This window comes from Alcanivorax sediminis (genome assembly GCF_009601165.1).
Taxonomy (GTDB): Bacteria; Pseudomonadota; Gammaproteobacteria; order Pseudomonadales; family Alcanivoracaceae; genus Alcanivorax; species Alcanivorax sediminis.
Genome location: NZ_WIRE01000001.1, coordinates 2,443,499 through 2,469,467 on the forward strand (window position 1 = coordinate 2,443,499; position 25,969 = coordinate 2,469,467).

At 56.9% G+C, this 25,969-nt stretch carries 22 protein-coding genes; 21 read left to right on the top strand and 1 reads right to left on the bottom strand.

Annotated elements, in window-relative coordinates; translation table 11 throughout:
* Positions 1-116 precede the first annotated feature (116 nt).
* Complete coding sequence (locus tag GFN93_RS11110) at positions 117-1,379, top strand: MHYT domain-containing protein (RefSeq protein WP_208993736.1); 1,263 nt, start codon at positions 117-119, stop codon at positions 1,377-1,379.
* A gap of 73 nt (positions 1,380-1,452) precedes the next feature.
* On the opposite strand, the gene GFN93_RS11115 is transcribed toward GFN93_RS11110, so the two are convergent.
* The gene (locus GFN93_RS11115; protein ID WP_153501156.1) at positions 1,453-2,322 is read right to left on the bottom strand and encodes a LysR family transcriptional regulator; all 870 of its coding nucleotides are present in this window, start codon (positions 2,320-2,322) and stop codon (positions 1,453-1,455) included.
* A gap of 171 nt (positions 2,323-2,493) precedes the next feature.
* Here GFN93_RS11115 and leuC point away from each other — a divergent pair, with 171 nt between their 5' ends.
* From leuC to GFN93_RS11215, 20 genes are all read left to right on the top strand, one after another.
* Positions 2,494-3,912 carry a 3-isopropylmalate dehydratase large subunit gene (gene leuC / locus GFN93_RS11120; RefSeq protein WP_153501157.1) on the top strand — a complete coding sequence of 473 codons (1,419 nt, stop codon included), beginning with the start codon at positions 2,494-2,496 and terminating at the stop codon, positions 3,910-3,912.
* A gap of 21 nt (positions 3,913-3,933) precedes the next feature.
* Positions 3,934-4,572 (top strand): 3-isopropylmalate dehydratase small subunit, encoded by a 639-nt coding sequence (gene leuD, locus GFN93_RS11125; RefSeq protein ID WP_153501158.1) that lies wholly within the window; start codon positions 3,934-3,936, stop codon positions 4,570-4,572.
* Between the two features lie 43 nt (positions 4,573-4,615).
* Positions 4,616-5,056, top strand: a complete 441-nt coding sequence (locus tag GFN93_RS11130; RefSeq protein WP_153501159.1) for a hypothetical protein — start codon at positions 4,616-4,618, stop codon at positions 5,054-5,056.
* A 35-nt stretch (positions 5,057-5,091) separates the two neighbouring features.
* Positions 5,092-6,168 (top strand): 3-isopropylmalate dehydrogenase, encoded by a 1,077-nt coding sequence (gene leuB, locus GFN93_RS11135; RefSeq protein ID WP_153501160.1) that lies wholly within the window; start codon positions 5,092-5,094, stop codon positions 6,166-6,168.
* Between the two features lie 69 nt (positions 6,169-6,237).
* Entirely contained in the window at positions 6,238-7,350 is a 1,113-nt protein-coding gene (gene asd, locus GFN93_RS11140) for an aspartate-semialdehyde dehydrogenase (protein ID WP_153501161.1), read from the top strand.
* 183 nt (positions 7,351-7,533) lie between these two features.
* The gene (locus GFN93_RS11145; RefSeq protein WP_153501162.1) at positions 7,534-8,547 is read left to right on the top strand and encodes an aspartate-semialdehyde dehydrogenase; all 1,014 of its coding nucleotides are present in this window, start codon (positions 7,534-7,536) and stop codon (positions 8,545-8,547) included.
* A 165-nt stretch (positions 8,548-8,712) separates the two neighbouring features.
* Positions 8,713-11,901, top strand: coding sequence for a FimV/HubP family polar landmark protein (locus GFN93_RS11150; protein ID WP_194285791.1), 3,189 nt, complete (start codon positions 8,713-8,715; stop codon positions 11,899-11,901).
* 222 nt (positions 11,902-12,123) lie between these two features.
* Positions 12,124-12,939: a tRNA pseudouridine(38-40) synthase TruA gene (gene truA, locus GFN93_RS11155; protein WP_153501163.1), complete on the top strand. Its 816-nt coding sequence runs from the start codon at positions 12,124-12,126 to the stop codon at positions 12,937-12,939.
* A gap of 167 nt (positions 12,940-13,106) precedes the next feature.
* Positions 13,107-13,781 carry a phosphoribosylanthranilate isomerase gene (locus GFN93_RS11160; protein WP_268885545.1) on the top strand — a complete coding sequence of 225 codons (675 nt, stop codon included), beginning with the start codon at positions 13,107-13,109 and terminating at the stop codon, positions 13,779-13,781.
* Positions 13,774-14,985 carry a tryptophan synthase subunit beta gene (trpB, locus tag GFN93_RS11165; protein WP_328594550.1) on the top strand — a complete coding sequence of 404 codons (1,212 nt, stop codon included), beginning with the start codon at positions 13,774-13,776 and terminating at the stop codon, positions 14,983-14,985. The genes GFN93_RS11160 and trpB overlap by 8 nt, the downstream gene beginning before the upstream one ends.
* Before the next feature lie 13 nt (positions 14,986-14,998).
* Entirely contained in the window at positions 14,999-15,802 is an 804-nt protein-coding gene (gene trpA / locus GFN93_RS11170; protein ID WP_153501165.1) for a tryptophan synthase subunit alpha, read from the top strand.
* A 10-nt stretch (positions 15,803-15,812) separates the two neighbouring features.
* On the top strand, positions 15,813-16,697 hold the full coding sequence (accD, locus tag GFN93_RS11175) for an acetyl-CoA carboxylase, carboxyltransferase subunit beta (RefSeq protein WP_153501166.1): 885 nt from the start codon (positions 15,813-15,815) through the stop codon (positions 16,695-16,697).
* On the top strand, positions 16,684-17,937 hold the full coding sequence (locus tag GFN93_RS11180; protein WP_153501167.1) for a bifunctional folylpolyglutamate synthase/dihydrofolate synthase: 1,254 nt from the start codon (positions 16,684-16,686) through the stop codon (positions 17,935-17,937). The genes accD and GFN93_RS11180 overlap by 14 nt, the downstream gene beginning before the upstream one ends.
* Positions 17,921-18,523, top strand: coding sequence for an SPOR domain-containing protein (locus GFN93_RS11185; RefSeq protein WP_153501168.1), 603 nt, complete (start codon positions 17,921-17,923; stop codon positions 18,521-18,523). Before GFN93_RS11180 ends, GFN93_RS11185 begins: the two co-directional genes overlap by 17 nt.
* A gap of 137 nt (positions 18,524-18,660) precedes the next feature.
* Positions 18,661-19,155: a CvpA family protein gene (locus GFN93_RS11190; protein WP_153501169.1), complete on the top strand. Its 495-nt coding sequence runs from the start codon at positions 18,661-18,663 to the stop codon at positions 19,153-19,155.
* Positions 19,156-19,166: 11 nt separating this feature from the next.
* Positions 19,167-20,690 (top strand): amidophosphoribosyltransferase, encoded by a 1,524-nt coding sequence (gene purF / locus GFN93_RS11195; protein ID WP_153501170.1) that lies wholly within the window; start codon positions 19,167-19,169, stop codon positions 20,688-20,690.
* A 63-nt stretch (positions 20,691-20,753) separates the two neighbouring features.
* Positions 20,754-21,965 carry an O-succinylhomoserine sulfhydrylase gene (locus GFN93_RS11200; RefSeq protein ID WP_153501171.1) on the top strand — a complete coding sequence of 404 codons (1,212 nt, stop codon included), beginning with the start codon at positions 20,754-20,756 and terminating at the stop codon, positions 21,963-21,965.
* Between the two features lie 62 nt (positions 21,966-22,027).
* Positions 22,028-22,939, top strand: a complete 912-nt coding sequence (locus GFN93_RS11205; RefSeq protein ID WP_153501172.1) for an AAA family ATPase — start codon at positions 22,028-22,030, stop codon at positions 22,937-22,939.
* Between the two features lie 3 nt (positions 22,940-22,942).
* Positions 22,943-23,902 carry a DUF58 domain-containing protein gene (locus GFN93_RS11210; protein ID WP_153501173.1) on the top strand — a complete coding sequence of 320 codons (960 nt, stop codon included), beginning with the start codon at positions 22,943-22,945 and terminating at the stop codon, positions 23,900-23,902.
* Positions 23,902-25,935, top strand: a complete 2,034-nt coding sequence (locus GFN93_RS11215) for a transglutaminase family protein (RefSeq protein ID WP_235901798.1) — start codon at positions 23,902-23,904, stop codon at positions 25,933-25,935. Before GFN93_RS11210 ends, GFN93_RS11215 begins: the two co-directional genes overlap by 1 nt.
* The last annotated feature ends 34 nt before the right edge of the window (positions 25,936-25,969 follow it).

Consider the following 25,969-nt stretch of genomic DNA (forward strand, 5'->3'; position numbering starts at 1 on the left):
TTTTCTGTGAAAAATCCGATCTCAGTTTGCTATCGGTCTGATCGCAAACCCTGATTGTTAATCAGTGTAACCAGACAGTAACTTGCGCGGCTTCCAGTCTGCTGTGAGGTGTTGTCGTGCAAGGTAGTTTCGATCCTGTTCTGGTACTGGCTTCGTACTGTGTGGCGGTGATTGCCTCCTATATCGCTCTGTACTTTGGTACGCGTCTTTTTGTTATCGAAGGGCCGGCCCGCAAGTTCTGGCTTGCAATGGGCGGAGTTTGTCTCGGCTCGGGAATCTGGTCCATGCACTTTGTCGGTATGAGTGCGTACACCATGCCCATGGACATGGAGATGAGTTTCAGTGCTGGTTTGACGTTCCTGTCCTGGATACCTGCAGTGCTGGCGTCTACCCTGGCGCTATACGTCATTACGCGCCAGACCGTGAAGGTGCGGAGCATTGTTGCCAGCTCCCTGATTATGGGGGGTGGGATTTGTGCAATGCATTACGGCGGCATGTATGCCATGCAAATGCATCCCCAGATTGGTTATGACCCTGTCCTCTTCTGGCTGTCAGTGTTGATCGCTGTGGTGGCTTCAGGGGCTGCAATGTTGATCTGTCGTGCCGTGCGGCTGGTGCCGGAGAAATATGTCTTTATGACCAAGACTCTGGCCGCCCTGGTGATGGGGGCTGCTATTTGCGGGATGCACTACACCGGGATGGCGGCGGCAATATACAGCCCGGAGGCACTGATTCCCGGGGATAACTTGTTGCAAGGTGACTGGATGGGGATCCCGATGGCGGTGATTTCGGCGGTGTTTCTGATTATTGCCTTGATCGTGGCGCTTCAGGATTTTCGCGAAATCGAACGTGAAAAGAATGTCCGTGAGCAACGGGCTGCGTGGGTCGAGAGTCGCTCTCACACTGATCCGGTCTCTGGCCTGTCCACCCGTCATCACTTCGATCAGTTCTTGCTCAAGCGGCTGGCAGCCAGCAGCGCACGATTCTCGCTGGTGTACCTGGAACTGCAGGATTATCAAAGCCTGTTCAATCAGCAGGGAGAAGTCGTGGCAAACCAGTTGGTACAAGATGCCTCGGCGGCATTCTCTCAAGCATTGGCTTCGTCAGAACTGCAAGCCCGTTTTTCTCGTCATGGCTTGATTGCGCTGCTTGATCCCGTTGATGACAGAGCATTTAGAGAGCTTGCCGGAGTGATCCGTACCACATTGGCGGCCAGCAGCCTGGCTCGTGAGTTTGGTGCCTGGAAGCTGGGTGTCAGTCATTTCCCTGGATCAGCCAGTAGCACCCGAATGTTGGTCAGCAACGCCAGGGAGCCACGGATTAGCGTTCGTTATGATGGTGGTCTGATGGTTGAAGGCGAGCGGTTGCTGGCATCGTGAGGGCAGTAATGACCCGAGTTTAAAAAACGGGCCACAGGCCCGTTTTTTAAACTGAAATGATGCAAGCTCGGGTTTATTGGTTGCGTAAGGCGCGCAGAAATGCCTGGGCTGCATTGGACTGGCTTCTGGCGGGGTGTGTTACTACACCAAGCTGGCGCTTGGGCAGCGGGGCGTCCACGGGCAGCTGAACCACCCCTTTGTCGACCATGGTGGCAGGTAGCACGCTCCATCCCAGACCAATGGAAACCATCATGTGGATAGTTTCCAGATAATTGGTGGACATGGCGATATCCAGTTTCAACTTGTGCTCATCAAATAGCCGCTCAACGATGCCACGGGTGAAGGTCACCGGTGAAGGCAGGATGGCGCTGTGCCCGGTGAGGGCTTCCAGCGTCAGGTTCTGCTGGCGCGCCAGCGGATGCTCCGGTGCGCACATAAACACCAGGGGGTCTTCCCATATCACCTGGCTGTGCAACCTTTCATCTGGCTGAGGGGGCAGGGTGACCACCCCCATCTCCAGCTCACCATGCAATACCCCTTCCCAGGCTTCTTCGGAGTCAATGAAGTGAATGTCCAGCGTTACCTTGGGGTAATCACGGGAGAATTGACGAAGAACGGGAGGGAGGCGATGCAGGCCAATATGGTGACTTGTGCCAATTCTCAGTTTTCCGGACACCTCACCGGAGAGGTCGTGGATGGCCCGGGCGATATCTTCCACATCCATCAGTACCTGGCGAGCACGGGGTAGCAGGGCGTTGCCCGCTTCGGTGAGTTTGATCTGTCGGCCGACACGGTCAAACAGGCGTGCCTCGAGTTGTTGTTCGAGCAGGGCGATACGCTTGCTGATGGCCGGTTGGGTAATGTACAGGCGCTCAGCGGCGGCAGAGAAAGAACCGGTTTCGGCAACGGCCATAAAGGCGGTGAGAGTCGGCGTGTCTATCATTCCCAGGAATCCTGATTGGTCTCAGACGGGGATAATAATTGGTTATCTTAAAAATGAAAAATATGAATTGGATTTATTGATGGCCGAACCCTACATTAAACACCAGTGATAGACCAGCTGAATTTGTGGTCTCAGCCAGTGGTGGCCAAATTCTGGCCCAGGGAGAAAGAGATGGCCGGCAAGACTCTCTATGACAAGTTGTGGAATGCCCACCTCGTAACCGAGCGTGAGGATGGTTCCGCCCTGATTTATATCGATCGTCAGATCATTCATGAAGTGACGTCTCCCCAGGCGTTTGAAGGTCTGCGTCTTGCAGGTCGTCAGCCCTGGCGTGTCAGTGCGAGTGTGGCCACCATTGACCACAACGTGCCGACCACGCCTTTCAAGTCTGCTGCGGAAATCAAGGATGAGACCTCGCGTATTCAGGTGCAGACACTGCAAGATAATACCCGTGAGTTTGGCATCACTGAGTTTGGTATCGGTGATGTGCGCCAGGGCATTGTCCATGTGATGGCGCCGGAGCAAGGTGCTGTTGTGCCGGGTATGACCGTGGTCTGTGGTGACTCTCACACTTCCACCAATGGCGCGCTGGCCTGTCTTGCCCATGGTATCGGTACCAGCGAAGTGGAGCATGTGCTGGCCACCCAGACGCTGGTTGCCAAGAAAATGAAGAACATGCGTGTCAGCGTAGAGGGTGATCTTGGCGCTGGCGTCACCGCCAAAGACGTGGTGCTGCATATTATCGGGGTGATTGGCACTGCCGGCGGGACCGGTTATGCGCTGGAGTTTGCCGGTTCAGCCATCCGCAGTTTGTCAATGGAAGGGCGGATGACCGTCTGTAACATGTCCATCGAGGCTGGCGCCCGGGCCGGTATGGTCGCTGTAGACGATGTTACCATCGATTATGTGAAAGGCCGTCCGTTTGCTCCCAAGGGGGCGGATTGGGACAAGGCTGTCGAATACTGGCGCAGCCTGGTGTCCGATGCTGATGCGGTATTTGACGAAGACATCACCATTGATGCGGCTGACATTCGTCCCCAGGTGTCCTGGGGTACCAGTCCGGAGATGGTGATTTCCGTGGACGCCAATCTGCCCGACCCGGCCGCCGAGAGCGACGACGTCAAGCGCTCTGGTATGCAGCGCGCCTATGAATACATGGGCCTCAAGCCGGGTATGCCTGTGACCGACATCAAAGTAGATCGTGTCTTTATCGGCTCCTGTACTAACTCCCGTATTGAAGACCTGCGCGCTGCAGCAGAAGTGGCGAAAGGTCGGCACAAGGCGGATTCAGTCAAGCAGGTGCTGGTAGTGCCAGGCTCCGGTCTGGTCAAGCAGCAAGCGGAGAAAGAGGGGTTGGACAAGATCTTCGTTGCCGCAGGGTTTGAGTGGAGAGAGCCGGGCTGCTCCATGTGTCTGGCCATGAACCCGGATCGCCTTGAGCCAGGTGAACATTGTGCATCTACCTCTAACCGTAATTTTGAAGGTCGCCAGGGTAACGGCGGGCGTACTCATTTGGTGAGTCCGGCCATGGCTGCGGCGGCTGCGGTGGCCGGGCATTTCGTCGATATCCGCGAACTGGAACCGGCCTGAGGCCGCAACGAGGGAATCATCATGGAAAAATTTGTTCGTCTCGATGGCCTGGTTGCCCCTTTGGATCGTGCCAATGTGGATACTGATCAGATCATCCCGAAGCAGTTTTTGAAATCCATCAAACGTACCGGTTTTGGCCCTAATCTGTTTGATGAATGGCGCTACCTGGATGAAGGTTTTCCCGGGCAGGACAACAGCGCGCGCCCTTTGAATGAAGGCTTTGTGCTGAATCAGAGCCGTTATCAGGGGGCCAGCATTCTGCTTGCCCGTCGTAACTTCGGCTGCGGCTCCAGCCGTGAGCATGCGCCCTGGGCGCTGATGGATTTCGGCTTCCGGGCCATCATTGCTCCGAGCTTTGCCGATATCTTCTACAACAACTGCTTCAAAAACGGGCTGTTGCCCATTGTGTTGTCGGAAGATAACGTGGAAAGCCTGTTCAAGGCGGTGGAAGGCAAGGAAGGGTTCCGTATCACTGTGGATCTGGAAAACCAGCAGGTAATCCCCGAGCAGGGAGAGCCGCTGCCTTTCGAGATTGACGAGTTCCGCAAGCACTGTTTGTTGAACGGTCTGGATGAAATCGGTCTGACCCTCAATGAAGCGGACACCATTCGCGCCTATGAAGAGCGCCGTGCTGAACAGGAGCCCTGGATCTTCCAGTAGGTGGATCCGGATAATTAAAAGAAGAAATCTCCAAGGAGGCGTTATGTTGAGGATTCTGTCGTTATGTTCGGTGCTGGTGTTGGCCGGTTGTGCAACAACCGGGATGTACGATGCCCCCAGTGGTGACGATGTAGTCAAACTGAGTATTGATAACCAGCTGGCCGCGCCGGCGGATGATGCGGCCGCAGGCGGTTGGCAGATGCCGGTGAGTAATGAAGCGAAAGCCTCCCTGTTCAAGGTGGATGGCGAGCGAATTTCCGAGCAGGCTGGTGCGGATTCCGTTGATCTTGAAGCGGGCAAGCACACAATTGAGGTGTTTGCTGACCAGGGCGGCATTCTTCGCTTTGGAAAATTCCGCTACACCTTTGAAGAAAGCGGTGCCTACCGTCTACGCATCAAGGCAGCGAATGGCAAGGGGGACTACACCCTCGAGCTGATTGAGGCTGGTGCGCCAGATACGGTGCTGAAAACCAAGAACTTTTAAGCCCTCAGGGCAAGCAGTAGGACAGGAAGTAGTCAATGAGCAAGGTACTGGTGTTGCCCGGTGATGGCATCGGCCCGGAAATCGTCAATGAAGCGGTGAAGGTGCTGAACGTTGCCAAGGAGAAATTTGGTCTCGACGTTGAGCTTGATGAGGCCCTGGTGGGTGGCGCGGCAGTGGACGCTGAGGGCGACCCGCTGCCGGAAGGTACTCTTGAAAAGGCCCGAGCAGCGGATGCCATTTTGTTTGGCTCAATCGGTGGGCCCAAGTGGGATGCCATCGAGCGTGACAAGCGACCGGAGCGGGGCCTTTTGCGACTGCGCTCATCTCTTGGCTTGTTCGCTAACCTGCGACCGGCCATCCTGTTTCCGCAGCTGGCTGATGCCTCCAGCCTGAAGCCGGAAGTGGTTTCCGGGCTGGATATCCTGATTGTTCGTGAGCTGACCGGCGGCATCTACTTTGGCCAGCCTCGCGGCATCAAGGAAGAGAATGGCGAGCGTGTTGGGTTCAATACCTACGTGTATTCCGAATCTGAAATGCGCCGTATTGCCAAGGTGGCATTTGAGCTGGCCATGAAGCGTGACAAGCGTGTGCTGTCCGTGGATAAGGCCAACGTGCTTGAGGTAACTGAGCTTTGGAAAGAAGTGGTTACTGAAGAAGCCAAGAATTACCCGGAAATCCAGTTGTCCCATATGTATGTGGACAACGCGGCCATGCAGCTGGTGCGTGCGCCGAAACAGTTCGACGTGATTGTCACCGGAAACCTGTTTGGTGACATTCTCTCCGATGAAGCCGCCATGCTCACCGGCTCCATCGGGATGTTGCCCTCTGCATCTCTGGATGAGAATCGCAAGGGTCTGTACGAGCCTTGTCATGGTTCTGCCCCGGATATTGCCGGGCAGGGGATTGCCAACCCGCTCGCCACCATCATGTCGCTGGCCATGCTGATGCGTTACAGCCTGGAACGTGGTGATGTGGCAGATGCCATTGAGGCGGCGGTGGAGTCCGTTCTGGACAAGGGGCTGCGTACTGCGGATATCCATACCGAGGGCACTCGCAAAGTGGGCACAGAAGAAATGGGTAACGCCGTTGCCGAGGCTCTGGCCAACGCGTAACAAACCGTACCGGTTTCCCGTTTATTCACTGATTTAGAAAGGGCAATCCTTTCAGGAGACAAGTTTCCAATGAAGAAAGTCGGTTTTGTCGGCTGGCGTGGCATGGTGGGTTCCGTCTTGATGGAGCGCATGATTGCCGAAAATGATTTTGCAGATATCGAACCGGTCTTTTTCTCGACCTCCCAGGTCGGTCAGGCTGGCCCGGACGTGGGCAAGGATATCCCTGCGCTGGGTGATGCCTCCAATATTGAAGAACTCAAGGGTCTCGATGTGATCGTGACCTGTCAGGGTGGCGACTACACCAACGAGGTGTACCCCCGGCTGCGTGAGGCGGGGTGGGATGGTTACTGGATCGATGCTGCGTCTGCACTGCGGATGCAGGACAACAGCGTGATCGTACTGGATCCGGTTAACCGCCAGGTGATTGATCAGGCGCTGGATAATGGCATCAAGGATTATGTTGGTGGTAACTGTACCGTCAGCCTGATGCTGATGGCACTGGGAGGTCTGTTCAACGAAGGCCTGGTCGAGTGGGCCAGCTCCCAGACCTACCAGGCCGCATCCGGTGCCGGCGCCCAGAATATGCGCGAGTTGATTGCCCAGATGGGCAAGATTCATGGAGACGTGGCAGGCAAACTGGCGGATCCTGCCAGTGCCATTCTGGATATTGATCGTCAGGTGGCGGCCACCATGCGCAGCAGTGATCTGCCCACTGCCAATTTCGGTCATTCCCTGGCGGGCTCATTGCTCCCCTGGATTGACAAGGAAATGGAGAATGGCCAGAGCAAGGAAGAATGGAAGGCCCAGGCTGAAACCAACAAGATTCTGGGGCGTTCCAATAATCCGATTGCCCTGGATGGCACCTGTGTTCGTATCGGGGCCATGCGTTGTCACGCCCAGGCGCTGACAGTCAAGCTGACCAAAGATGTGCCCATGGATGAGATTCACGACATCATCGCTCGGTCCAATGATTGGGTGAAAGTGGTTCCCAATAACAAGGAAGACACCCTGCGTGACCTCACTCCCACCGCGGTCACGGGTACGTTGGGCGTTCCGGTAGGACGGCTTCGCAAGCTGAATATGGGCAATGACTTCCTGAATGCCTTTACTGTGGGTGATCAGCTGTTGTGGGGTGCGGCCGAACCGCTGCGCCGTATGTTGCGTATCCTGCTGGAGCGATAACGCTGACGGCAGACAGCCATAATGTTGGCCAACGCGGGCATGGCTTCGTCGCAAGACGGGCCTTGCCCGCGTTTGTGTTTCTGCTCAGGCAATAAGTTCAGGCCGATGTCATCGGGTATCGGATCCAAACGAAAAACACAGACATGGCGCGGGTGGCAACCTGGCGCCAGGCAGGGGTAGACCATGCGTACGATTAATCTGGCGGTTGTCGGGGCGACCGGTCTGGTTGGAGAAGCCATTCTCAAGCTTCTCGCGGAACGTGAATTGCCATTGGGTGAGCTCTATGCACTGGCCTCCGATAGCGGGGCAGGAAACCGCATCAGTTTTGCCAGTCGCTCCCTGACAGTGACGGATGCCGCGCAATTCGATTTCTCCAAAGTGGATGTGGCCATTTTTGCAGCCGGGGCGCCCGCCAGTCAGGCGCTGGTGCCGGTGGCTGCGGAATCCGGTGCCCTGGCGGTGGACCTTTCTCCTGCCTATCGATACGACGATGCGGTACCCCTGATCGTGGCTGACGTGAACGATGAACTGTTGGCCCAGGCGAGAGAAACCAACATCGTTGCCTGTGCTGATGCGGCAACGGTTCAGCTGCTGCGGGCCCTCAAGCCGATCAATGATATGGCTCCGATTCAGGAAGTGGTTGTCACCCAACTCCAGGCTGCCTCTGCCACAGGTCGTAGTGGTGTGGATCAGCTGGCACAGCAAAGCGTCCGTCTTCTCAACGGGATGGCGCCCAGTGAGGATGCGAAAGCACAGATCGCATTCAATGTGTTGCCGGTGAGTGGGCAGGTTCAGGAAAACGGCTATTCCAGCGAGGAGCTGAAGTTAATGCTCGAATCGCGACGAGTGCTGGCTGGCCAGCAGCTGCAGGTGCTGGTGACCACGGTTCGGGTGCCGGTGTTCTATGGCCATGGTCAGAGCGTGACGGTAAGGGCGGTGCAGCCGCTGTCAGCGGGCCAGGCCGTAACCCTGTGGGAGGGCGAGCAAGACCTGATTGTCCAGGAAAATGACGACCCCCAGGCCATGTCCCCCGTGGCCATGGTGGAAGGGCAGCCAGAGCTGCGAATCTCGAGAATCCGTGAAGATATGGAAGGGACGGGCGCGATAAGCTATTTTAGCGTCGCTGACAATGTCCGCTGGGGGGCAGCCCTGAATGCGGTCAAAATAGTCGAGAAGTTGCTAAAAGACTATCTGTAATGGATACTTACTGACATTATGTGACGCGGTTTCTAGGTTTTGCTCCCAAGCCGGGGCAGAATGGGGAAATAGTGTCATGGAACTGCTCGCCGCCTGGGGGCTTGTCCGGAAGCGCCCGGAGGAAGGGGCAGAGCGCGGGAAACATAATAAATAAAGGGTTCGACCATGCTGCGAAAACTTGGGTTTGGCTTTACCGCACTGGCGATGATGACGCCTGCCATGGCGGTGGCGCTTGGGGTTGGGGACTACGAACTTAACTCCTACCTGAACCAGCCTCTGGAGATGGAGGTGTCCCTGCACGAAGTGGGTGACCTGTCTGCTGAGGAAATTCTGGTCAATCTGGCTCCGCAGTCAGAATTTGATGCTGCCGGCGTTGAGCGCAGCTATTTCCTGAATCGTCTTGAGTTCTCTGTTGAGCTGACGGGTCGTGACGAAGCCATCTTGCGTGTCACCACCGATCAGCCTGTTCGTGAACCCTACCTGAATTTTCTGGTTGAATTCCTCTGGCCGACCGGCCGTCTGATGCGCGAATACACGGTACTGCTGGACCCGCCCAGCTTTTCCGATAGCGCAACGACTTCCGTGCCTGCCATCACTCGCGCCCCGGCTCCGGTAACGAGTACCGAACCCTCTTACGCTCCGGAACCCGCGCCGACCCCCGCTCCGGCACCGGCTCCTGCTGCAAGCACCGAGGATTACTCTGCACCAGCCACGACCTCGATGGCGAGCAGCGGCTCCCGTGACACCTATACCGTACAGGCTTCTGACACCATGTGGCGTGTAGCCCTGAATACACGGCCATCTGACAGCGTGTCTGTCCAACAGATGCTGGTTGCCATTCAGGACATGAACCCGGATGCCTTTATCGACAATAACGTCAACCTGGTTCGCGAAGGGACTGTTCTGCGCATTCCCAACGAGCAGGAAGTGCGTTCAGTTTCAACCCGAAGCGCACTGGTTGAAGTGGCGGAGCAGAATCGTAAATGGCGTGACATGCTGGAGGCGCGTGGGATCAAGACCGCACCGCAGCAGCGGGCTCAGCTGGATGGTTCCCGTGAAGTTGCCAGCAGCGACGATGCGGACCAGGGGCCGGCGACCGGTCAGGTAAAACTGGTTTCGCCTGAGTCCACCGATAGCGTTTCCGATGGTGATAGCACAGGTTCTGCCAAGCAGGGTTCTGCCAACACTGCGGTGCTGGAAAACGAGCTGGCCATCCGCGACGAAAACCTGGATAGGCTTGATCGTGAAAATGCAGAGCTGAAATCACGTCTGGAAGATCTTGAATCCCAGAACCAGACCAGTGAGCAACTGCTTCAGCTGCGTAACGACCAGATCACTCAGCTGCAGGAAGAACTGCGCAAGCTTCGTGAAGCACAGGGTGTCGAAGCACCCGCAGAGGATCCCCTGACTGCTTCGGCAGAGCAAATGCCTGGCCAAACTGACGACAGCGTAGAACAGGTGGTTGAAGGTGAAGATCAGCAGACTGAAGCCGCCAATGATCTGACGGCGGAAGGTAGCCTTGCTGGTGAGGAGACCGCCGAGGGCGACGCTGATGCTGCACAGGCAGTGACTGGCGAAGTGGCTGAAGAAGGTAGCGTTGATGGTGCCGAAGCTGGTTCCGAGATGGCTGCAGATACCACCACAGAGCAGGCCTCTGACGTCCAGCCTGAGAACCCTGTGGTGGCCAAGGCTCCTGAGGTGGCAAAGCCGCAACCGGCTCCAGCTCAGCCTGCTCCTCAGCCCCAGGGCGGCATTGTCGAGCTGCTGATGGAGAACCTGCTGTACATCGCGCTGGGCGCGCTGGCCATTCTGCTGCTGGTGTTCCTGCTGCTGCGACGCAAGAGCAAGGATGAAGAGCCGGAGGATGATGGCTCTCTGTTTGACGAATTTGATGAAGAGAACCAGGACGATTTCGGTCTTCATCTCGATGGCGACGATGACGTTGATCAGGCACCGTTTGCTGCTGATGAGAGCGGTGACGCTCCCCAGGATAGCAATCTGGATCCCATGGAAGACGTCGAGGTTTACGTTGCCTATGGCCGTTATCCCCAGGCAATTGACTTCCTGCGTAATGAAATCAACAAACATCCTGAGCGTGATGACCTGAAAGTCCGTTTGCTTGAGCTGCTCAAGGAAACCAACGATGACGCCGGCTTTGATCAGCAGGTGACAGCATTTGCTGGCGTTTCTGCGACAGTTGATCAGGCGATCGCGCGTCTGGGCGGCGATGTGCCGATGGCTTCTGGTGCGGGTGATGACGAGTTGTCTCTCGATGATCTGGAAATGGGGCTGTCCTCAGAGCTGGATGAAACCAGCATTCCGACCATGGAGGCCGATAGCGGTGATGATATTGAGGAAGCCTCTAGCGGTCGTGGCAATGTGGCCGACGAGTTGGGCGACTTCGACTTCGATCTGGATGGCTCTGACGAGCTGAGTGGCGATGAGACGCTGCTGCTGGACGAAGACGGCGACAGCGATGAATTCTCTCTGGATATCGATGACAAGCCTGCCGCAGATAATGAACTGTCTGACGCGGACCGTCAGTCCCTGAGTGCTACTCCAGTTCTGAACCTGGATGATGTAAGCAGTGCCACTCTCGATGATTCCGACACCAATTATGGTGATCTGGATCTGAATGACATGAGCGCCGAGTTCACTGATATCGGTGGCGACTCTGACTCCTCCTCCTCTTCTTCTGATGAACTTGATCTGTCACTGGACGATCTGGATCTTGATGTCGACGGGGATGATGCAACTCCAGCTGCATCAGGTGATGACACCTTGACTGACCTGGATCTTGAGCTGGACGAAGCAGAGAAGTCACTGGAAGCCTCTTCCAGCAGCGACTCGCTCGACGATATCACTTCCTTTGAACTGGATGTGGCAGAAGAAGAGACCGCCTCGGCGAGCACTGAGGAGGCTTCACTGGAAGATCTGGTTTCAGAGGATGAGCTTGAGTTGTCGCTGGACGACGACTTCGGTGGTACAGATATTACCGAAACCAGTGATGAAACCCTCGACCTTGATGGTTTAATGGGGGAGGACAGTGCAAGTGCAGCCGAAGATGCTACGCTTGACCTTGATAGTGTGGCGTTTGAGGCTGCTGCACCCTCATCATCCCAGGAAGAACCGGCTGTCACATCTGCGCCTGCTGGTGCAGACTTGCTGGAAGACGAAGATGATTTCGATTTCCTCGGAGAAACGGATGAGAATGCCACCAAGCTTGATCTGGCCAAGGCCTACATCGACATGGGTGACTCTGAAGGAGCCAAGGATATCCTTAACGAAGTGATCTCCGAAGGTAACGATCAGCAGCAGGCCGAAGCTCGCGAGCTGATGGGCCAGGTCGGCTGATCCTCCGTTTACCCGGTAAAAGGGGCGATACTTTCGGGTATCGCCCCTTTTTTATGCCGCTTGATTCGCAAGGGTCGTCAGGCCCTGGTCCTGTCTTTACGATCCAGAGCCGGTCAAATTGACCTTTACGCTTTCGTTTTGGTTTTTTCGCGGCTACATTGCGCGGTCGAAGGTGATCGTCCGGGATCCAGAAAGCATGCAACCTGTTTCAATGAGGTTTAAATGGCAAGAATTGCCCTTGGCATAGAGTACGACGGCACCGAGTTTCGCGGCTGGCAGACCCAGCAGCCTGGGGTTCGCACGGTTCAAGAGTGCCTCGAAGGGGCGCTGTCCAAAGTGGCCAACCATCCTGTGGCGGTGGTTTGTGCTGGCCGGACAGATGCAGGTGTCCATGGCACCGGCCAGGTCGTCCACTTTGATTCAGAAGCCGAACGGGAAATGAAAAGCTGGATCATGGGGGGAAACACCAATCTGCCCTATGACATTACCATTCGCTGGGCCACCCCGGTCAGTGATGAGTTTCACGCGCGCTTCTCCGCTGTCAGCCGCCGTTATCGCTATGTGATCTACAATCACGCAAGACCTCCTGCGCTGTATCGCAACCAGGTGACATGGAATCATAGGCCATTGAATGTGGACGCCATGCGATCAGCTGCAGCTATGTTGGAAGGAAGTCACGACTTCACTTCCTACCGAAGCGTTCACTGCCAGGCCAAGTCGGCAGACAAGACATTGCACAGCCTCAAGGTGTTCGAGCATGGCAAGGTGATTGTGATAGAGGCACACGCTAACGCCTTCTTGATGCATATGGTGCGTAATATGGCGGGTGTGCTAATGACCATTGGAGCCGGAAAGCGGCCTCCCGAGTGGGCGGCACAAGTGCTGGAGGCAAAAGATCGCAGGGCAGGGGCTGCTACCGCTCATCCCTACGGGTTGTATCTTGTTGAAATTGAATACCCTGAAGCGTTTTGTCTCCCCCGGGAGCCTCTCGGCCCTTTGTGGCTGCCTGACCGTCTCGACGAAAGCAATGCGCCATAATGCACACGCTGATGGCCTGAATTTGCTACACTATGGCCCGTCCCAGGAAGTCGTTATGCCGCGTTCTTGCGCTTGCATGGCCGCTACCATTCGGGTGCGCTGTTAGTAATGACCAGTAATCGCAGCCAAGCTTTGGTCTGCGTCACCGCATCGCTCCAGAGGCAAGGATGAACCGTCAACAGACCCTTATGACCATCCCGCGGGTTAAAATTTGCGGTATCACCCGTGTTGATGATGCGTTGGCCGCTGCGCGTGCAGGGGCAGATGCAATTGGTCTGGTTTTCTATTCACGTAGCCCTCGCGCGGTGAGCCACAAGGTAGCTGCCGAAATTTGTGCCAGTCTGCCGCCCTTTGTGACTACGGTGGGATTGTTCGTGAACGCCAGCCGTGCAGAGATTGCTGATGTCCTGAAGTGCGTACCGCTGGATCTGCTGCAGTTTCATGGGGATGAAAGTCCTGAAGATTGTGAAGGTCACGGCCGCCCCTGGATCAAGGCAGTGCGTATGAAAGCGGGCGTTGATTTGCAGCGGTGTGCGAACGAGTATCACCGCGCCGCGGGTTTGCTGGTAGACAGTTATGTGCCGGGCGTACCCGGTGGGACTGGAGAAACATTTAACTGGGACAGATTGCCTCATAGCCTGTCCCTCCCGCTGGTGCTGGCAGGTGGCCTTCACCCGGGGAACGTGGCCGATGCCGTGACACAGGTTCGGCCCTGGGCTGTGGATGTTAGTGGTGGTGTTGAACTGGATACCGTTCAGGGCCGCCAGGGGGGGATCAAGGATGCCTCCAAAATCCGCGCCTTTATCAACAGTGTCAAAAAACGAGGAGTAGCTGGTGTCTGAACGCCCTGATTTTTCTGCTTTTCCTGACGCACGTGGTCATTTTGGCCCTTATGGTGGCTGCTTTGTCTCCGAGACCCTGATGGGCGCTCTGGACGAACTGAAGGCCATGTATGAGCGTCTCAAGGATGATCCGCAGTTCCGTGCGGATTTCGACTATGATCTGGCCCATTACGTGGGTCGTCCGTCTCCCCTGTATCTGGCGGAGCGATGGTCCAAGCAGCTTGGCGGCGCCAAGATCTGGCTCAAGCGTGAAGATCTCAACCATACCGGTGCCCACAAGGTGAACAACACCATCGGGCAGGCGCTGCTGGCCAAACACATGGGCAAACCCCGTGTGATTGCGGAGACCGGGGCGGGGCAGCACGGTGTTGCCACGGCTACTGTTGCCGCGCGCCTTGGCTTGAAGTGCCAGGTGTACATGGGGGCAGAAGACGTTGAACGGCAGAAGCTCAATGTCTACCGCATGAAGTTGCTCGGGGCTGAGGTGATTCCGGTCACCTCGGGCTCGAAAACCCTGAAAGACGCCATGAACGAAGCCATGCGCGACTGGGTGACCAATGTGGACGATACCTTCTACATCATCGGAACCGTGGCTGGCCCCCATCCGTATCCGCAGCTGGTGCGTGACTTCCAGTGCATTATTGGTCGTGAGGCCCGTGAGCAGAGCTTGAAGCAGGCAGGGCAGTTGCCAGATGCGCTGGTGGCCTGTGTGGGTGGCGGTTCCAACGCTATCGGCCTGTTTCATCCGTTCCTCAACGACGAATCCGTGGCTATGTATGGCGTGGAAGCGGCCGGCGATGGCATCGAGACGGGTCGTCACGCAGCGCCGCTGTCTGCCGGTCGGCCTGGCGTGTTGCATGGTAACCGTACCTACCTGATGGAGGATGATGACGGGCAGATCATCGAAACCCATTCGGTGTCTGCCGGGCTGGATTACCCTGGTGTGGGCCCCGAGCACGCCTGGCTTAAAGATGTCGGGCGCGTTCAGTACGTTGGCGCCAATGATACCGAAGCCCTGGCGGCTTTCCGCGAGCTGACTCAGGTCGAGGGGATCATGCCGGCACTGGAATCTGCACATGCTCTGGCTTACACCCGCAAGCTTGCCCAGACCATGAGCCCGGAACAGAACATTGTTGTGAATCTGTCTGGCCGGGGTGACAAGGATATTCTGACCGTCGCCGCCATTGACGGCATCGAGTTTTAAGGAGTTATCGTTAATGCGTCGTATCGAACGTTGTTTTGAGCGTCTGTCTGGTCAGAATCGCAAGGCGCTGATTCCCTTCGTTACCGCTGGGGATCCGCAGAAGGATGTCACTGTACCGCTGATGCATGCCATGGTTGAGTCCGGGGCAGACATCATTGAGCTTGGGGTGCCGTTTTCTGACCCCATGGCGGACGGTCCGGTCATCCAGCAGGCCTGTGAGCGCTCCCTCGCTCATGGTACCTCTACCCGTGATGTGCTTAGCATGGTCGCCAGCTTCCGGGAAACCAACAGTGATACCCCGGTGGTGCTGATGGGCTATCTCAACCCGGTTGAAGTGATGGGGTACGAGGCCTTTGCCAAGGCTGCTTCCGAAGCGGGTGTGGACGGCGTTTTGCTGGTGGACCTGCCCCCTGAAGAAGCGCTGGAAGTCAAACCAGTGATGGATGCTGCAGGCCTGGACCTGATCTTCCTGGTCGCTCCCACTACCTCGGATGCCCGCATCAAGCTGATCGGTGAGGCCGGTTCCGGTTACCTCTACTACGTGTCCCTGAAGGGGGTTACCGGCTCGGCATCGCTGAATGTTGAGGAAGTGGCGGGGCGTGTTGAAACAATTCGCAATCTTGCCAAATTGCCCATTGGCGTTGGCTTTGGTATCAAAGACGCTGAATCTGCACAGGCGGTGAGTCGAGTGGCAGATGGCGTCGTGGTTGGTAGTGCTTTGGTGAATCAGGTCGACAAGCACCAGAACGATCCCGCTGCTATCAATCAGGCCATCAGCGACATTCTGTCCGCCATGCGCACCGCCATGGACACGTAAGGACCTTTGCATGAGCAGCAGCAACTGGTTGGAGAAAATCCTACCCGCCGTAAGGCGACCCCAGGAAACCCGCAAGACCAATATTCCTGAGGGTCTGTGGCGCAAGTGTCCGCGTTGTGACGGGGTCATGTACAAGCCGGAGCTGGATCGAAACCTGGATGTCTGCCCCAAGTGTGATCACCACATGCGTATTGGTGCCCGCAAGCGTCTGAAAATGTTTCTGGATGAGGGTTCCCTGACAGAGATCGGCGCCAACCTGGCACCAGTGGACCGTCTCAAGTTCAAGGACTCCAAGAAGTATAAGGACCGTCTGGTTGCGGCTCAGAAGGCCACGGAAGAACACGATGCCCTGATCGCCATGAAGGGCAAGCTCAAGGGTGAAGCCGTGGTCGCAGTTGCCTTTGAATTCAATTTCATGGGCGGCTCCATGGGGTCTGTGGTGGGTGAGCGTTTTGTGCGTGCCGTTAATGTGTGCCTTGAGCACGAGCTGCCGTTGATCTGTTTTGCCGCCAGTGGCGGCGCACGGATGCAGGAAGCGCTGTTCTCCCTGATGCAGATGGCGAAAACCTCTGCGGCGCTGGAAAAGATGCGCCAGGCAGGGTTACCGTTCATTTCGGTGCTCACGGATCCGGTGTATGGCGGTGTGTCTGCTTCCCTGGCCATGCTGGGGGACATTAACGTTGCCGAACCGAACGCCTTGATCGGGTTTGCCGGTCCACGGGTGATTGAGCAGACGGTTCGCCAGAAGTTGCCGGAAGGCTTCCAGCGCAGCGAGTTTCTGCTTGAGCATGGGGCCATCGACATGATCGTGAGTCGCCATGACATGCGCGATACCCTGCACCGTGTGCTTGCCAACATGCTGTCCTGGCCACTGGAAGTGAATGAGCAAGACTGATCACGCGGCAGCGCTTGCCGCCTGGCTAACCCGTATAGAAGCCATGCATCCGGCCGAGATCGAAATGGGTCTCGGCCGGTTGCGTGTTGTGGCCGACAAACTGGGGGTCAGCACCTTGCCCATGCCCGTGATCACGGTGGCGGGCACTAATGGTAAGGGCTCAACCTTGCGCTTGATGTCAGGCCTGGCAAGGCATTCAGGTCGCCGAGTCTGCATTTACACTTCCCCCCACTTGATCCACTTCAATGAGCGCATCATGCTGCCAGATGGGCTGGCCAGTGACGGCCAGCTCTGCGAAGCCTTCGATCAGGTCGACAGGGCACGCGGAAATACCCCGTTGACGTACTTCGAGTTCACCACCCTGGCCGCACTGTGGCTATTCGCCGGTTGTGACGCCGATCTTGCCTTGCTGGAAGTCGGACTGGGTGGACGCCTTGATGCGGTCAATCTGGTTGACCCTGACGTGGCAGTGGTCACCTCAGTTGGTCTCGATCATCAGGACTGGCTGGGTGACACTCGCGAAGCCATTTGTGCCGAGAAGTGCGGGATAGGCCGTTCGGGCAGACCGCTGGTATTCGGTGAGCAGGATTGGCCAGAGAACCTCGAGCAGCTGGTTGAGCGCATGGGGGCAGTTCCGGTGCTTGCTGGCAGGGAATTTGTTGCCGAGCCGGGACAGGGTGGCTTGCGTTTTGTCGATGGCACCGTGGCAGAGTGCCCTGAAAAGGTGGTCCTGGGTGCTGATAATCTGGCGACAGCCTGTCAGGCCCTGATGCTTGCCAATGTGCCGGTCACGCAGGCAGCAGTGAATGAAGTCAGCGGATTGGCGCTGATGGGGCGATGTGAATATCGCCATATTAACGGTGTCGATTGCTGGTTTGATGTGGGGCACAACCTGGCGGCGGTATCACGGTTTCATTCGCTGCTGCCGGGCTGTATGGGTCACAGGCACCTGGTTTTCGGCATGATGGCGGACAAACCGATAGCGGAGGTGGCAGGCCAGTTTGCCGATGGGGATGTCAGCTGGTATCTGTGTGCGCCGGATATGCCGAGGGCGGCAGCAGTAGACCAGCTGGTAGCGGCCCTACCTTCTCAATCAGTCTCTTCGGTTCATGGTTCCGTGTCTGATGCCCTGTCCTGTGCGCTGGCCGCTGCCAATCCCGGTGATCAGGTGGTAGTCTTCGGATCGTTCTATACGGTTGCTGAGGCCTGGTTGGCTGTGGAGGATGGGCAGAGTGAATAAACAGACACGACAGCGCATTATCGGTGTGGTGTTACTGCTGATACTTGCGGCAGTCTTGTCCCCGCTGGTGTTCCGTTCCCCGGCCCAGATCCGCGCAGCTCTGGACATGGATATTCCCTCGCCACCTGACTATCAGGCCGTGGTTATCGATCCTGTGGTTTCTGAAGACGTGGAGCGGGCCGCTGAGGAGCGTATCAAAAGTGATCGTGAGGCAGTGGTAGCCGCGGCAGAGCAACCCGAAAGTACGCCTGAGATGGTTGCGCCAGAGGAAAAAGCTCCGGTGCTGGAGACACTGACCACGCCACCGCCGCCGACAATCACTGCCAAGGACGATCCAGTGTTGGCGGGTTTTGTTGTTCAGGTGGGTAGTTTCAGCCAGCAGGATGGCGCCGCCGGTCTGGTTGCCCGCCTGAAGGACGCCGGCTTTCGGGCATATATGGAAACCGACAGCCAGAACGGTAAGCTTCTTCACCGGGTTATGGTGGGCCCGGAAATTCGCAAGCAGGATGCGGAGCGTACCCGTCAGCGACTCGCGAACGATTCCCGTTTCAAGCTTGATGGACTGGTCCGGATCTACGCTCCCTGAACAGCGTGTTTCGGCATGCATAGCCGATCAGCCTCTGGTAAACTTCGCCGTCTGAATTCACACGGAGCCTGTGCGGCGTCGCACAGGGCCGAGGCAATCCACTCAAGCGCATATTGCCCGCAAGAGCACGTTTTTTGATGAATCTGGCTGACGGCATCATCCTGATCGTTATTGCAATTTCTGCACTGCTGAGTGTGCGCCGGGGCTTCACCCGTGAAGCCTTTTCATTGCTCACCTGGGTTGCCGCCTTTATTATCGCGCGCCTGTTCAGTCCGGCCTTCGAACTGGTTCTTGAAGATCAGATCAGTACCCCCAGCCTGCGTTTTGTCGTTGCTTTCGGTTCTCTTTTTGCCCTGACATTGGTGGTGGGGGCACTTATCAGTCATTTGTTGGGTGAGCTGATTCGTGTCACCGGGCTGAGTAGTACCGATCGTCTGCTGGGTATGGTGTTCGGCGCACTGCGCGGTATTTTGCTTATGGTAGTGCTGGTGGCTTTGGGCCGTCAGTTGTTCGCTGCTGACAAGTGGTGGCAAGAATCCGTCCTGGTTCCTCATCTGGTGATGATGGAAACCTGGACTCGGGAAATGGGCGAGAGTTTGCTCGGCCTTGTTATGAATGTAAGCGGCAGCTAGAGGGAAAAACCATGTGCGGCATTGTGGGCATTGTCGGCCATAGCTATGTAAATCAGGGCATCTATGATGCGCTGACCGTTCTGCAGCATCGCGGGCAGGACGCCGCGGGTATCGTTACCTGCGATGGAGACCGACTGTATCTGCGCAAGGATAACGGCATGGTGCGCGATGTATTTCGCACCCGCCATATGCGCCGCCTGGTGGGCAACATGGGTATCGGGCATGTTCGCTATCCTACTGCGGGTAGCTCAAGCTCCGCCGAAGCCCAACCCTTTTACGTGAACTCCCCTTACGGGATTACCCTTGCCCACAACGGTAACCTGACCAATGCGGAAGAGCTGGCGGAGCACATCTTCCGTGCCGATCTGCGGCATATCAACACCACCTCTGATTCGGAAGTGCTGCTCAACGTATTTGCCCACGAGCTGCAAAGCCGAGGAAAGTTGCAGCCTGAGGCCGATGACATCTTTGACGCTGTGGCCGCCGTTCACAAGCGGGTTGAAGGCGCCTATGCGGTTGTGGCCATGATTACCGGCTACGGTATTCTCGCGTTCCGGGATCCTCATGGCATTCGTCCTGTCTGCTTTGGTCGCAAGGACACGCCGCAGGGGCCTGAATACATGGTGGCCTCTGAGTCTGTGGCATTGTCTTCCCTTGGCTTCCACCTGGTGCGTGATTTGGCGCCTGGTGAGGCGATTTATATTACTGCCGAAGGCGAAATGTGCACCCGCCAGTGTGCTGAATCCCCGAGCCTGCACCCGTGTATTTTCGAGCAGGTTTACCTGGCTCGACCGGACTCCATCATTGATGGCATTTCCGTGTACAAGGCACGCCTGCGCATGGGGGAGAAGCTGGCCGAAAAAGTGGAGCGCGAGTGGCCGGACCATGACATCGACGTGGTGATTCCGATTCCCGATACCAGCCGGACGTCTGCCTTGCAGATGGCCAATCACCTCGGCGTGAAATTCCGCGAGGGCTTTATCAAGAACCGTTACATTGGCCGCACCTTCATTATGCCAGGCCAGCACCAGCGCAAGAAATCGGTTCGCCAGAAACTCAACCCCATTGAACTCGAATTCCAGGGCAAGAACGTGTTGCTGGTGGATGACTCTATCGTTAGAGGCACAACCTGTAACGAGATTATCCAGATGGCCAGGGAGGCTGGTGCTCGCAAGGTCTATTTCGCTTCTGCTGCGCCGGCAGTGAAATTCCCCAACGTTTATGGCATTGATATGCCTGCAGCCCGGGAATTGATTGCCCATGACCGCACTACCGATGAAATCTGCGAGTTGATCGGCGCAGATCGTCTTATCTACCAGGATCTGGCTGATCTGGTAGAGACCTGCCGCGAGGGTAACCCCGCAGTAGAGTCTTTCGACTGTTCCGTGTTCAATGGAGAGTACCTGGCCGGTAACATTACCCTGGACTACCTGAGTGAGCTGGAAGCCAGGCGCAGTGATGACGCCAAAGGCTCCTCAGAGAAGAAGCAGGCCCTGGCCGATAACGAAATTATTGACCTGCATAATACGAATTGATGTAACACGCTTCATGCAGCGTGCAACACTTGAAAGTCCAACGCCTTGAGGTGAGACGACACAATGAAGGATCTGGATCCGAGCGAGTTTGATGTAGAAACCCTGGCTATTCGTACCGCCCAGTTACGCACGGATGAAATGGCCCACTCGGATCCGATTTTCCTGACGTCAAGTTTCGTTTATGAAAGCGCGGCCCAGGCTGCGGCACGGTTTGGTGGTGAAGAGCCGGGCAATATCTATTCCCGCTTTACCAACCCGACCGTTCGGGCGTTCGAACAGCGGCTGGCTGCGCTCGAAGGGGGCGAATCCTGCGTGGCATTCGCCTCTGGCATGGCCGCGATCACAGGTACCTTCTTCTCGCTGTTGGCGCCGGGCGATCATGTGGTCAGCTCGCGCAGTGTTTTCGGTACCACCAATGTGATTTTTGATCGGTACCTCAAGAAGTTCGGTATCGAAACCTCCCTGGTTGATCTCAAGGACTTGTCTGCCTGGGAAGCAGCGATTCGTCCTGAAACCCGGATCCTGTATCTGGAAACCCCGTCCAATCCGCTGTCAGAAATCGGTGATATCGCCGCGTTGGCCAGGCTGGCCCATGACAATGACGCACTGCTGGTAGTGGATAACTGTTTTTGCACCCCGGCATTGCAAAAGCCACTGGAAATGGGCGCAGATATCATCATCCATAGTGCAACCAAATATCTGGACGGGCAGGGGCGTTGTCTGGGGGGGGCTGTTGTCGGTCCGAAACCGCAGTTGGATGAGGTGTTAGGTTTTGTCCGATCTGCAGGGGCCTGTATGAGCCCTTTCAACGCCTGGGTCTTCCTGAAGGGGCTGGAAACACTTAGCCTGCGAATGGAGGCACAGAGCGCCCGCACGATGGAACTGGCGCAGTGGCTTGAATCCCAACCGGGCATTGTCCGGGTGCACTATGCGGGGTTGCCTTCTCATCCACAGCATGACCTGGCTGGGCGACAACAGTCTGCCTATGGCGCGGTCATGTCCATTGAGGTTGAGGACGCCGCGGGCAACCGGGATCGTCAGGCTGCCTGGCGCTTCATCGACGCCACGCGTCTCATTTCCATTACAGCCAACCTGGGCGATGTGAAAACCACTGTCACTCATCCGGCTTCCACCACCCATGGGCGTGTTGTTGAGGAAGAGAAACGTCGTGCCGGTATCTCGGAAAACCTGATTCGTCTAGCTATTGGCCTGGAATCCGTTAAAGACCTGAAAGCGGATCTGGAGCGCGGTCTCAAAGCGCTGGCCAGCGCCTGACCCAGCCTTCACCGGCTGGCAGATCCGCTCTGCACACAACAAGAACCTGATAAAGGCATCGCATGCAGGCACTGACAAAAGCCCTAGATGAAGTGGCCAAGGTAGTTCTCGGCAAGGAAGACCAGCTGAAGCTGGCGTTGACTTGTCTGATGGCCAATGGTCATTTGCTGATTGAAGACCTTCCTGGCATGGGCAAGACCACGCTGGCGCATGCACTGGCCCGGGTCTTTCAGCTCGAATATCGCCGGGTACAGTTCACCAGTGACATGCTGCCTGCAGATATTCTTGGTGTATCCGTGTTTGATCCCAACACCCAGACTTTTACGCTCAGGGAAGGTCCGGTTTTTACCCAGTTGCTGCTGGCCGATGAGATCAACCGTGCTACGCCGAAAACCCAGGGCGCTCTGTTGGAAGCTATGGAGGAGCGACAGGTCACACTGGATGGTGCGACGCGGCCTTTGCCGAAGCCCTTCTTCGTGGTGGCGACCCAGAACCCGTCAGATCAGGCAGGCACCTTTGTGCTGCCAGAATCCCAGCTCGACCGTTTCCTGATGCGTATTTCCCTGGGGTATCCCTCTCCGGAAGTGGAACTGGCCCTGTTGGCCGGTGGTGATTTGCGCGAGAAGGCACGAAACCTGAAGCCGGTGATCAGCAGCGAGGGTTTGGTCAAGCTGAGTGTCATGGTGGAAAAGGTGAGAGCCAGCCATGAACTGCTTGATTACGTGCAGCGCCTGCTCGACGCTACCCGCACGGATGATCGATTTGTGGCTGGGTTGTCGCCACGAGCGGGGTTAGGGCTGTTGAAAGCCGCCCGGGCCTGGGCGCTGATCAGTGGCCGTGACTACGTGGTGCCTGAAGATATTCAGGCGGTCTGGGCGGCAGTAGCAGAACATCGACTCAGTGCCCGCCAGGGAGGCAGCGTTTCCGCCATGACCCAGTCGTTGTTGCAGTCTGTACCGGTGGTTCGGCGCTAACTGATGCGCCTGCCGGCCCCCATCCAGAGGTACTATCAGGCCTGGTTGGCCCGACGACTGCCCCGTGCCCCACTGGTAGTACTGAACCAGAGGAGGATCTTCATCTTCCCGACCGGGTACGGTTTTTTCTATCTTGCTGTCGGCAGCCTGCTGTTCATCGGCGGTATCAACTACGAAAACAACCTTGTTCTTTCCCTCAGTTTTCTCCTGGCCAGCTTGTTTCTGGTGGCGATTCTTCATACTTACCGTAATCTTTCCGGGCTGGGTTTGCGTAATGGCGGGAGCGAATCCGGCTATGCCGGTGAGCGGGGCTCTCTTGGGGTCACCTTGTTCAGTGAACACCATGACCACCACTGTATCTGGCTGGAGTGGGAGGGGCAGCCAGCCCAGCAGATCAGTGTGCCAGCAGGAACAGAAAGTACCCTGTGGATGAACCTCGCCCTGCCAAAGCGAGGCAAGGTGCTGGCTCCCCGAATGAAGGTGGAGAGTGTTTTCCCGTTGGGGTTGCTGCGTACCTGGTCCTACGTGAGCCTGGATCATTGCTGCCTTGCCTGGCCTTCACCTCAGGTCAGCCAGGAGTGTCCCGCAGAGGGGGGGAGCGAAACAACACAGGCCGCACCCACAGGCAAGGCGGGGAATGATGAGTTCCGTGGACTGCGTGGCTACGTGGCCGGGGACTCCCTGCGCCGTATCGACTGGAAGGGATATGCCCGGGGGGCAGGCTTGAATACCAAGCTGTTCGAAGAGCCGGCTGGCGGTCGATTATGGCTCACCTGGGATGCGCTTGAGGGGATCGGGACGGAGCAGCGCTTGTCCATTCTCTGTTATTGGGTGCTGGCACTGGATCAGCATCAAAACCCCTACGGCTTGAAGCTGCCGGGAATGACATTGGTGCCGGACACGGGGGATACCCACCGGCTCCGTGCGCTGGATGCGCTGGCTGCTTACCCGGAGTTTGGTTGATGCGTGTCTATCAGGTACCCACTCACACCCGACTCTGGCTGGTGATCACCATTATCGCCTGCTCACTCCCCCAGCTGATTCGCGGGCCTGCTTGGCAGGCGGGGCTGGTTATTCTGGTGATGGTGATCCGTGCTTTGGCCGACCGTCAAAGGATTCGCCTTCCGGGAAAAATGGTCAGGGGGGTATTGATGGCATCTGTGGTGGGCCTTACCTGGTTTTCGTTTGGGCGGATTTATGGTCCCGACGCGGGGGTGGCCTTGCTAGTGAGCCTTTTTTCCCTGAAGTATCTCGAAGTGGTGCGCCAGCGTGATGCCTATGTGGTGATCGTACTGGGTTACTTTGTCTGTGCAACGGCATTGCTGTTTGAGCGTGGGCCGGGAATGTTTGGCTATGTGCTGCTGTGTATGTTGCTGCTAACGGCCTGTCTGGTCGGTATCAACCACAGTGATACCGGAGTCAGGCCGCTGGCCCATTTGCGCCGTGCGGGAGCATTGACGCTGCAGGCGCTCCCGGTCATGTTGGTACTTTTTGTGCTGGTCCCCAGAGTGGCGCCTCTGTGGAACATGCGGATTGATTCCGGTCAGGCCAGAACCGGGATGTCTGACAGTATGGCGCCGGGTGAAATCAGCGAGTTATCCCAGTCGTCGGATCCGGCCTTCAGAATTGCCTTTGACGGCCCCATGCCGGTCCCCGGCGAACGCTACTGGCGAGGACTGACGCTCAGCCATTTCGATGGGCGCACCTGGCAACAGGCCATTCCTCGGGGAATGGAGAAGAAGGATTATCTCGCTGAGCGGGGAAGCCCTGCACCCGGTTGGTACAAGGCTCTGATGTCCGCGGAGCGTGGCTCCGGCTATCGGTATCAGGTCATTATGGAGCCAACACAGCGATCATGGCTTTTCGCCATGAAGGTGCCCGTTATAGAACAAGGTGATGCGGCTTTGGCCCGGGATATGCGATTGGTGGCTCAGAAGCCTGTGTCTGAAACCTTCGCGTATACCGTCACCAGTTATCCTGTGCTGTCGGGTGCAATGCGTCTTGACAGTATTGAGCGTGAGCTGATGCTGTCTTTGCCTGATCAGGATGTGGGTCGGCGGGCACGCGGCCTAGCACAGCAATGGCGACTGGACTCAAGCTCAGCTGAAGAGGTAGTTGACAGGGCGCTGCGGTATTTTCGCGAACACCCCTTTTATTACACGCTAAGCCCTCCCCCGTTACCTGTGGACCCTGTGGATGAGTTCCTGTTCATGACCCGGAGAGGATTCTGTGAGCATTATGCTTCCAGTTTTACCTTCATGATGCGGGCTGCCGGGATTCCTGCCCGGGTAGTGGTTGGTTATCAGGGGGGGGAACCCAATGCGCTGGGCTCTCATCTGATGGTACGCCAGTATGATGCCCATGCCTGGAGTGAGGTATGGCTAGAGGGTAGAGGCTGGGTTAGGGTGGATCCCACGGCTGCAGTAGCCCCTGACAGGGTCGAAAATGGTTTACGGGCGGCCCTCAGTGACAGCGCTGATGATGAACCTTTGTTGTCCGGGCTGCAGAGTTTTGCCAACTCGGGCTTGCTGGGTCGTCTACGACAGTGGGGCGACTATGTGGACTTCCAGTGGCAGACCTGGGTGCTGGGCTATAACAGCCAGAGCCAGATGTCGCTGCTTCGTCAGTTACTCGGCTCCGTCAGTCCCTTACGTATTGCCCTTGCACTACTGGCGGGGATTACCCTGCTACTGGGGCTCTACACCTTGTTCCTGCTGAGTCGGGACCGTGGTTATCGGCAGAGTCCCATGGAACGGGAATTCTGGCGTCTCCACCAACGGGTTGCTAGCCTGAGCGGGGTGCCGCTGGATACCGGCATCACACCGGCTCAGCTGGCTGAACGCATTGCCGAGCGCTGGCCCCGCGCGGCTGAACCTGCCAGGCAATGGGCGCTTCAATACCAGCAGGCACTCTATAACCCTGCGGTTTTGGCAGATAATCCGCGGATTCGTCATTTACGTCGTCTGCGAAATCGCTTATACAAATTGTTGGACTAACGTGCCGCTGGCGCGTCGGTCGTATTCGTATTGC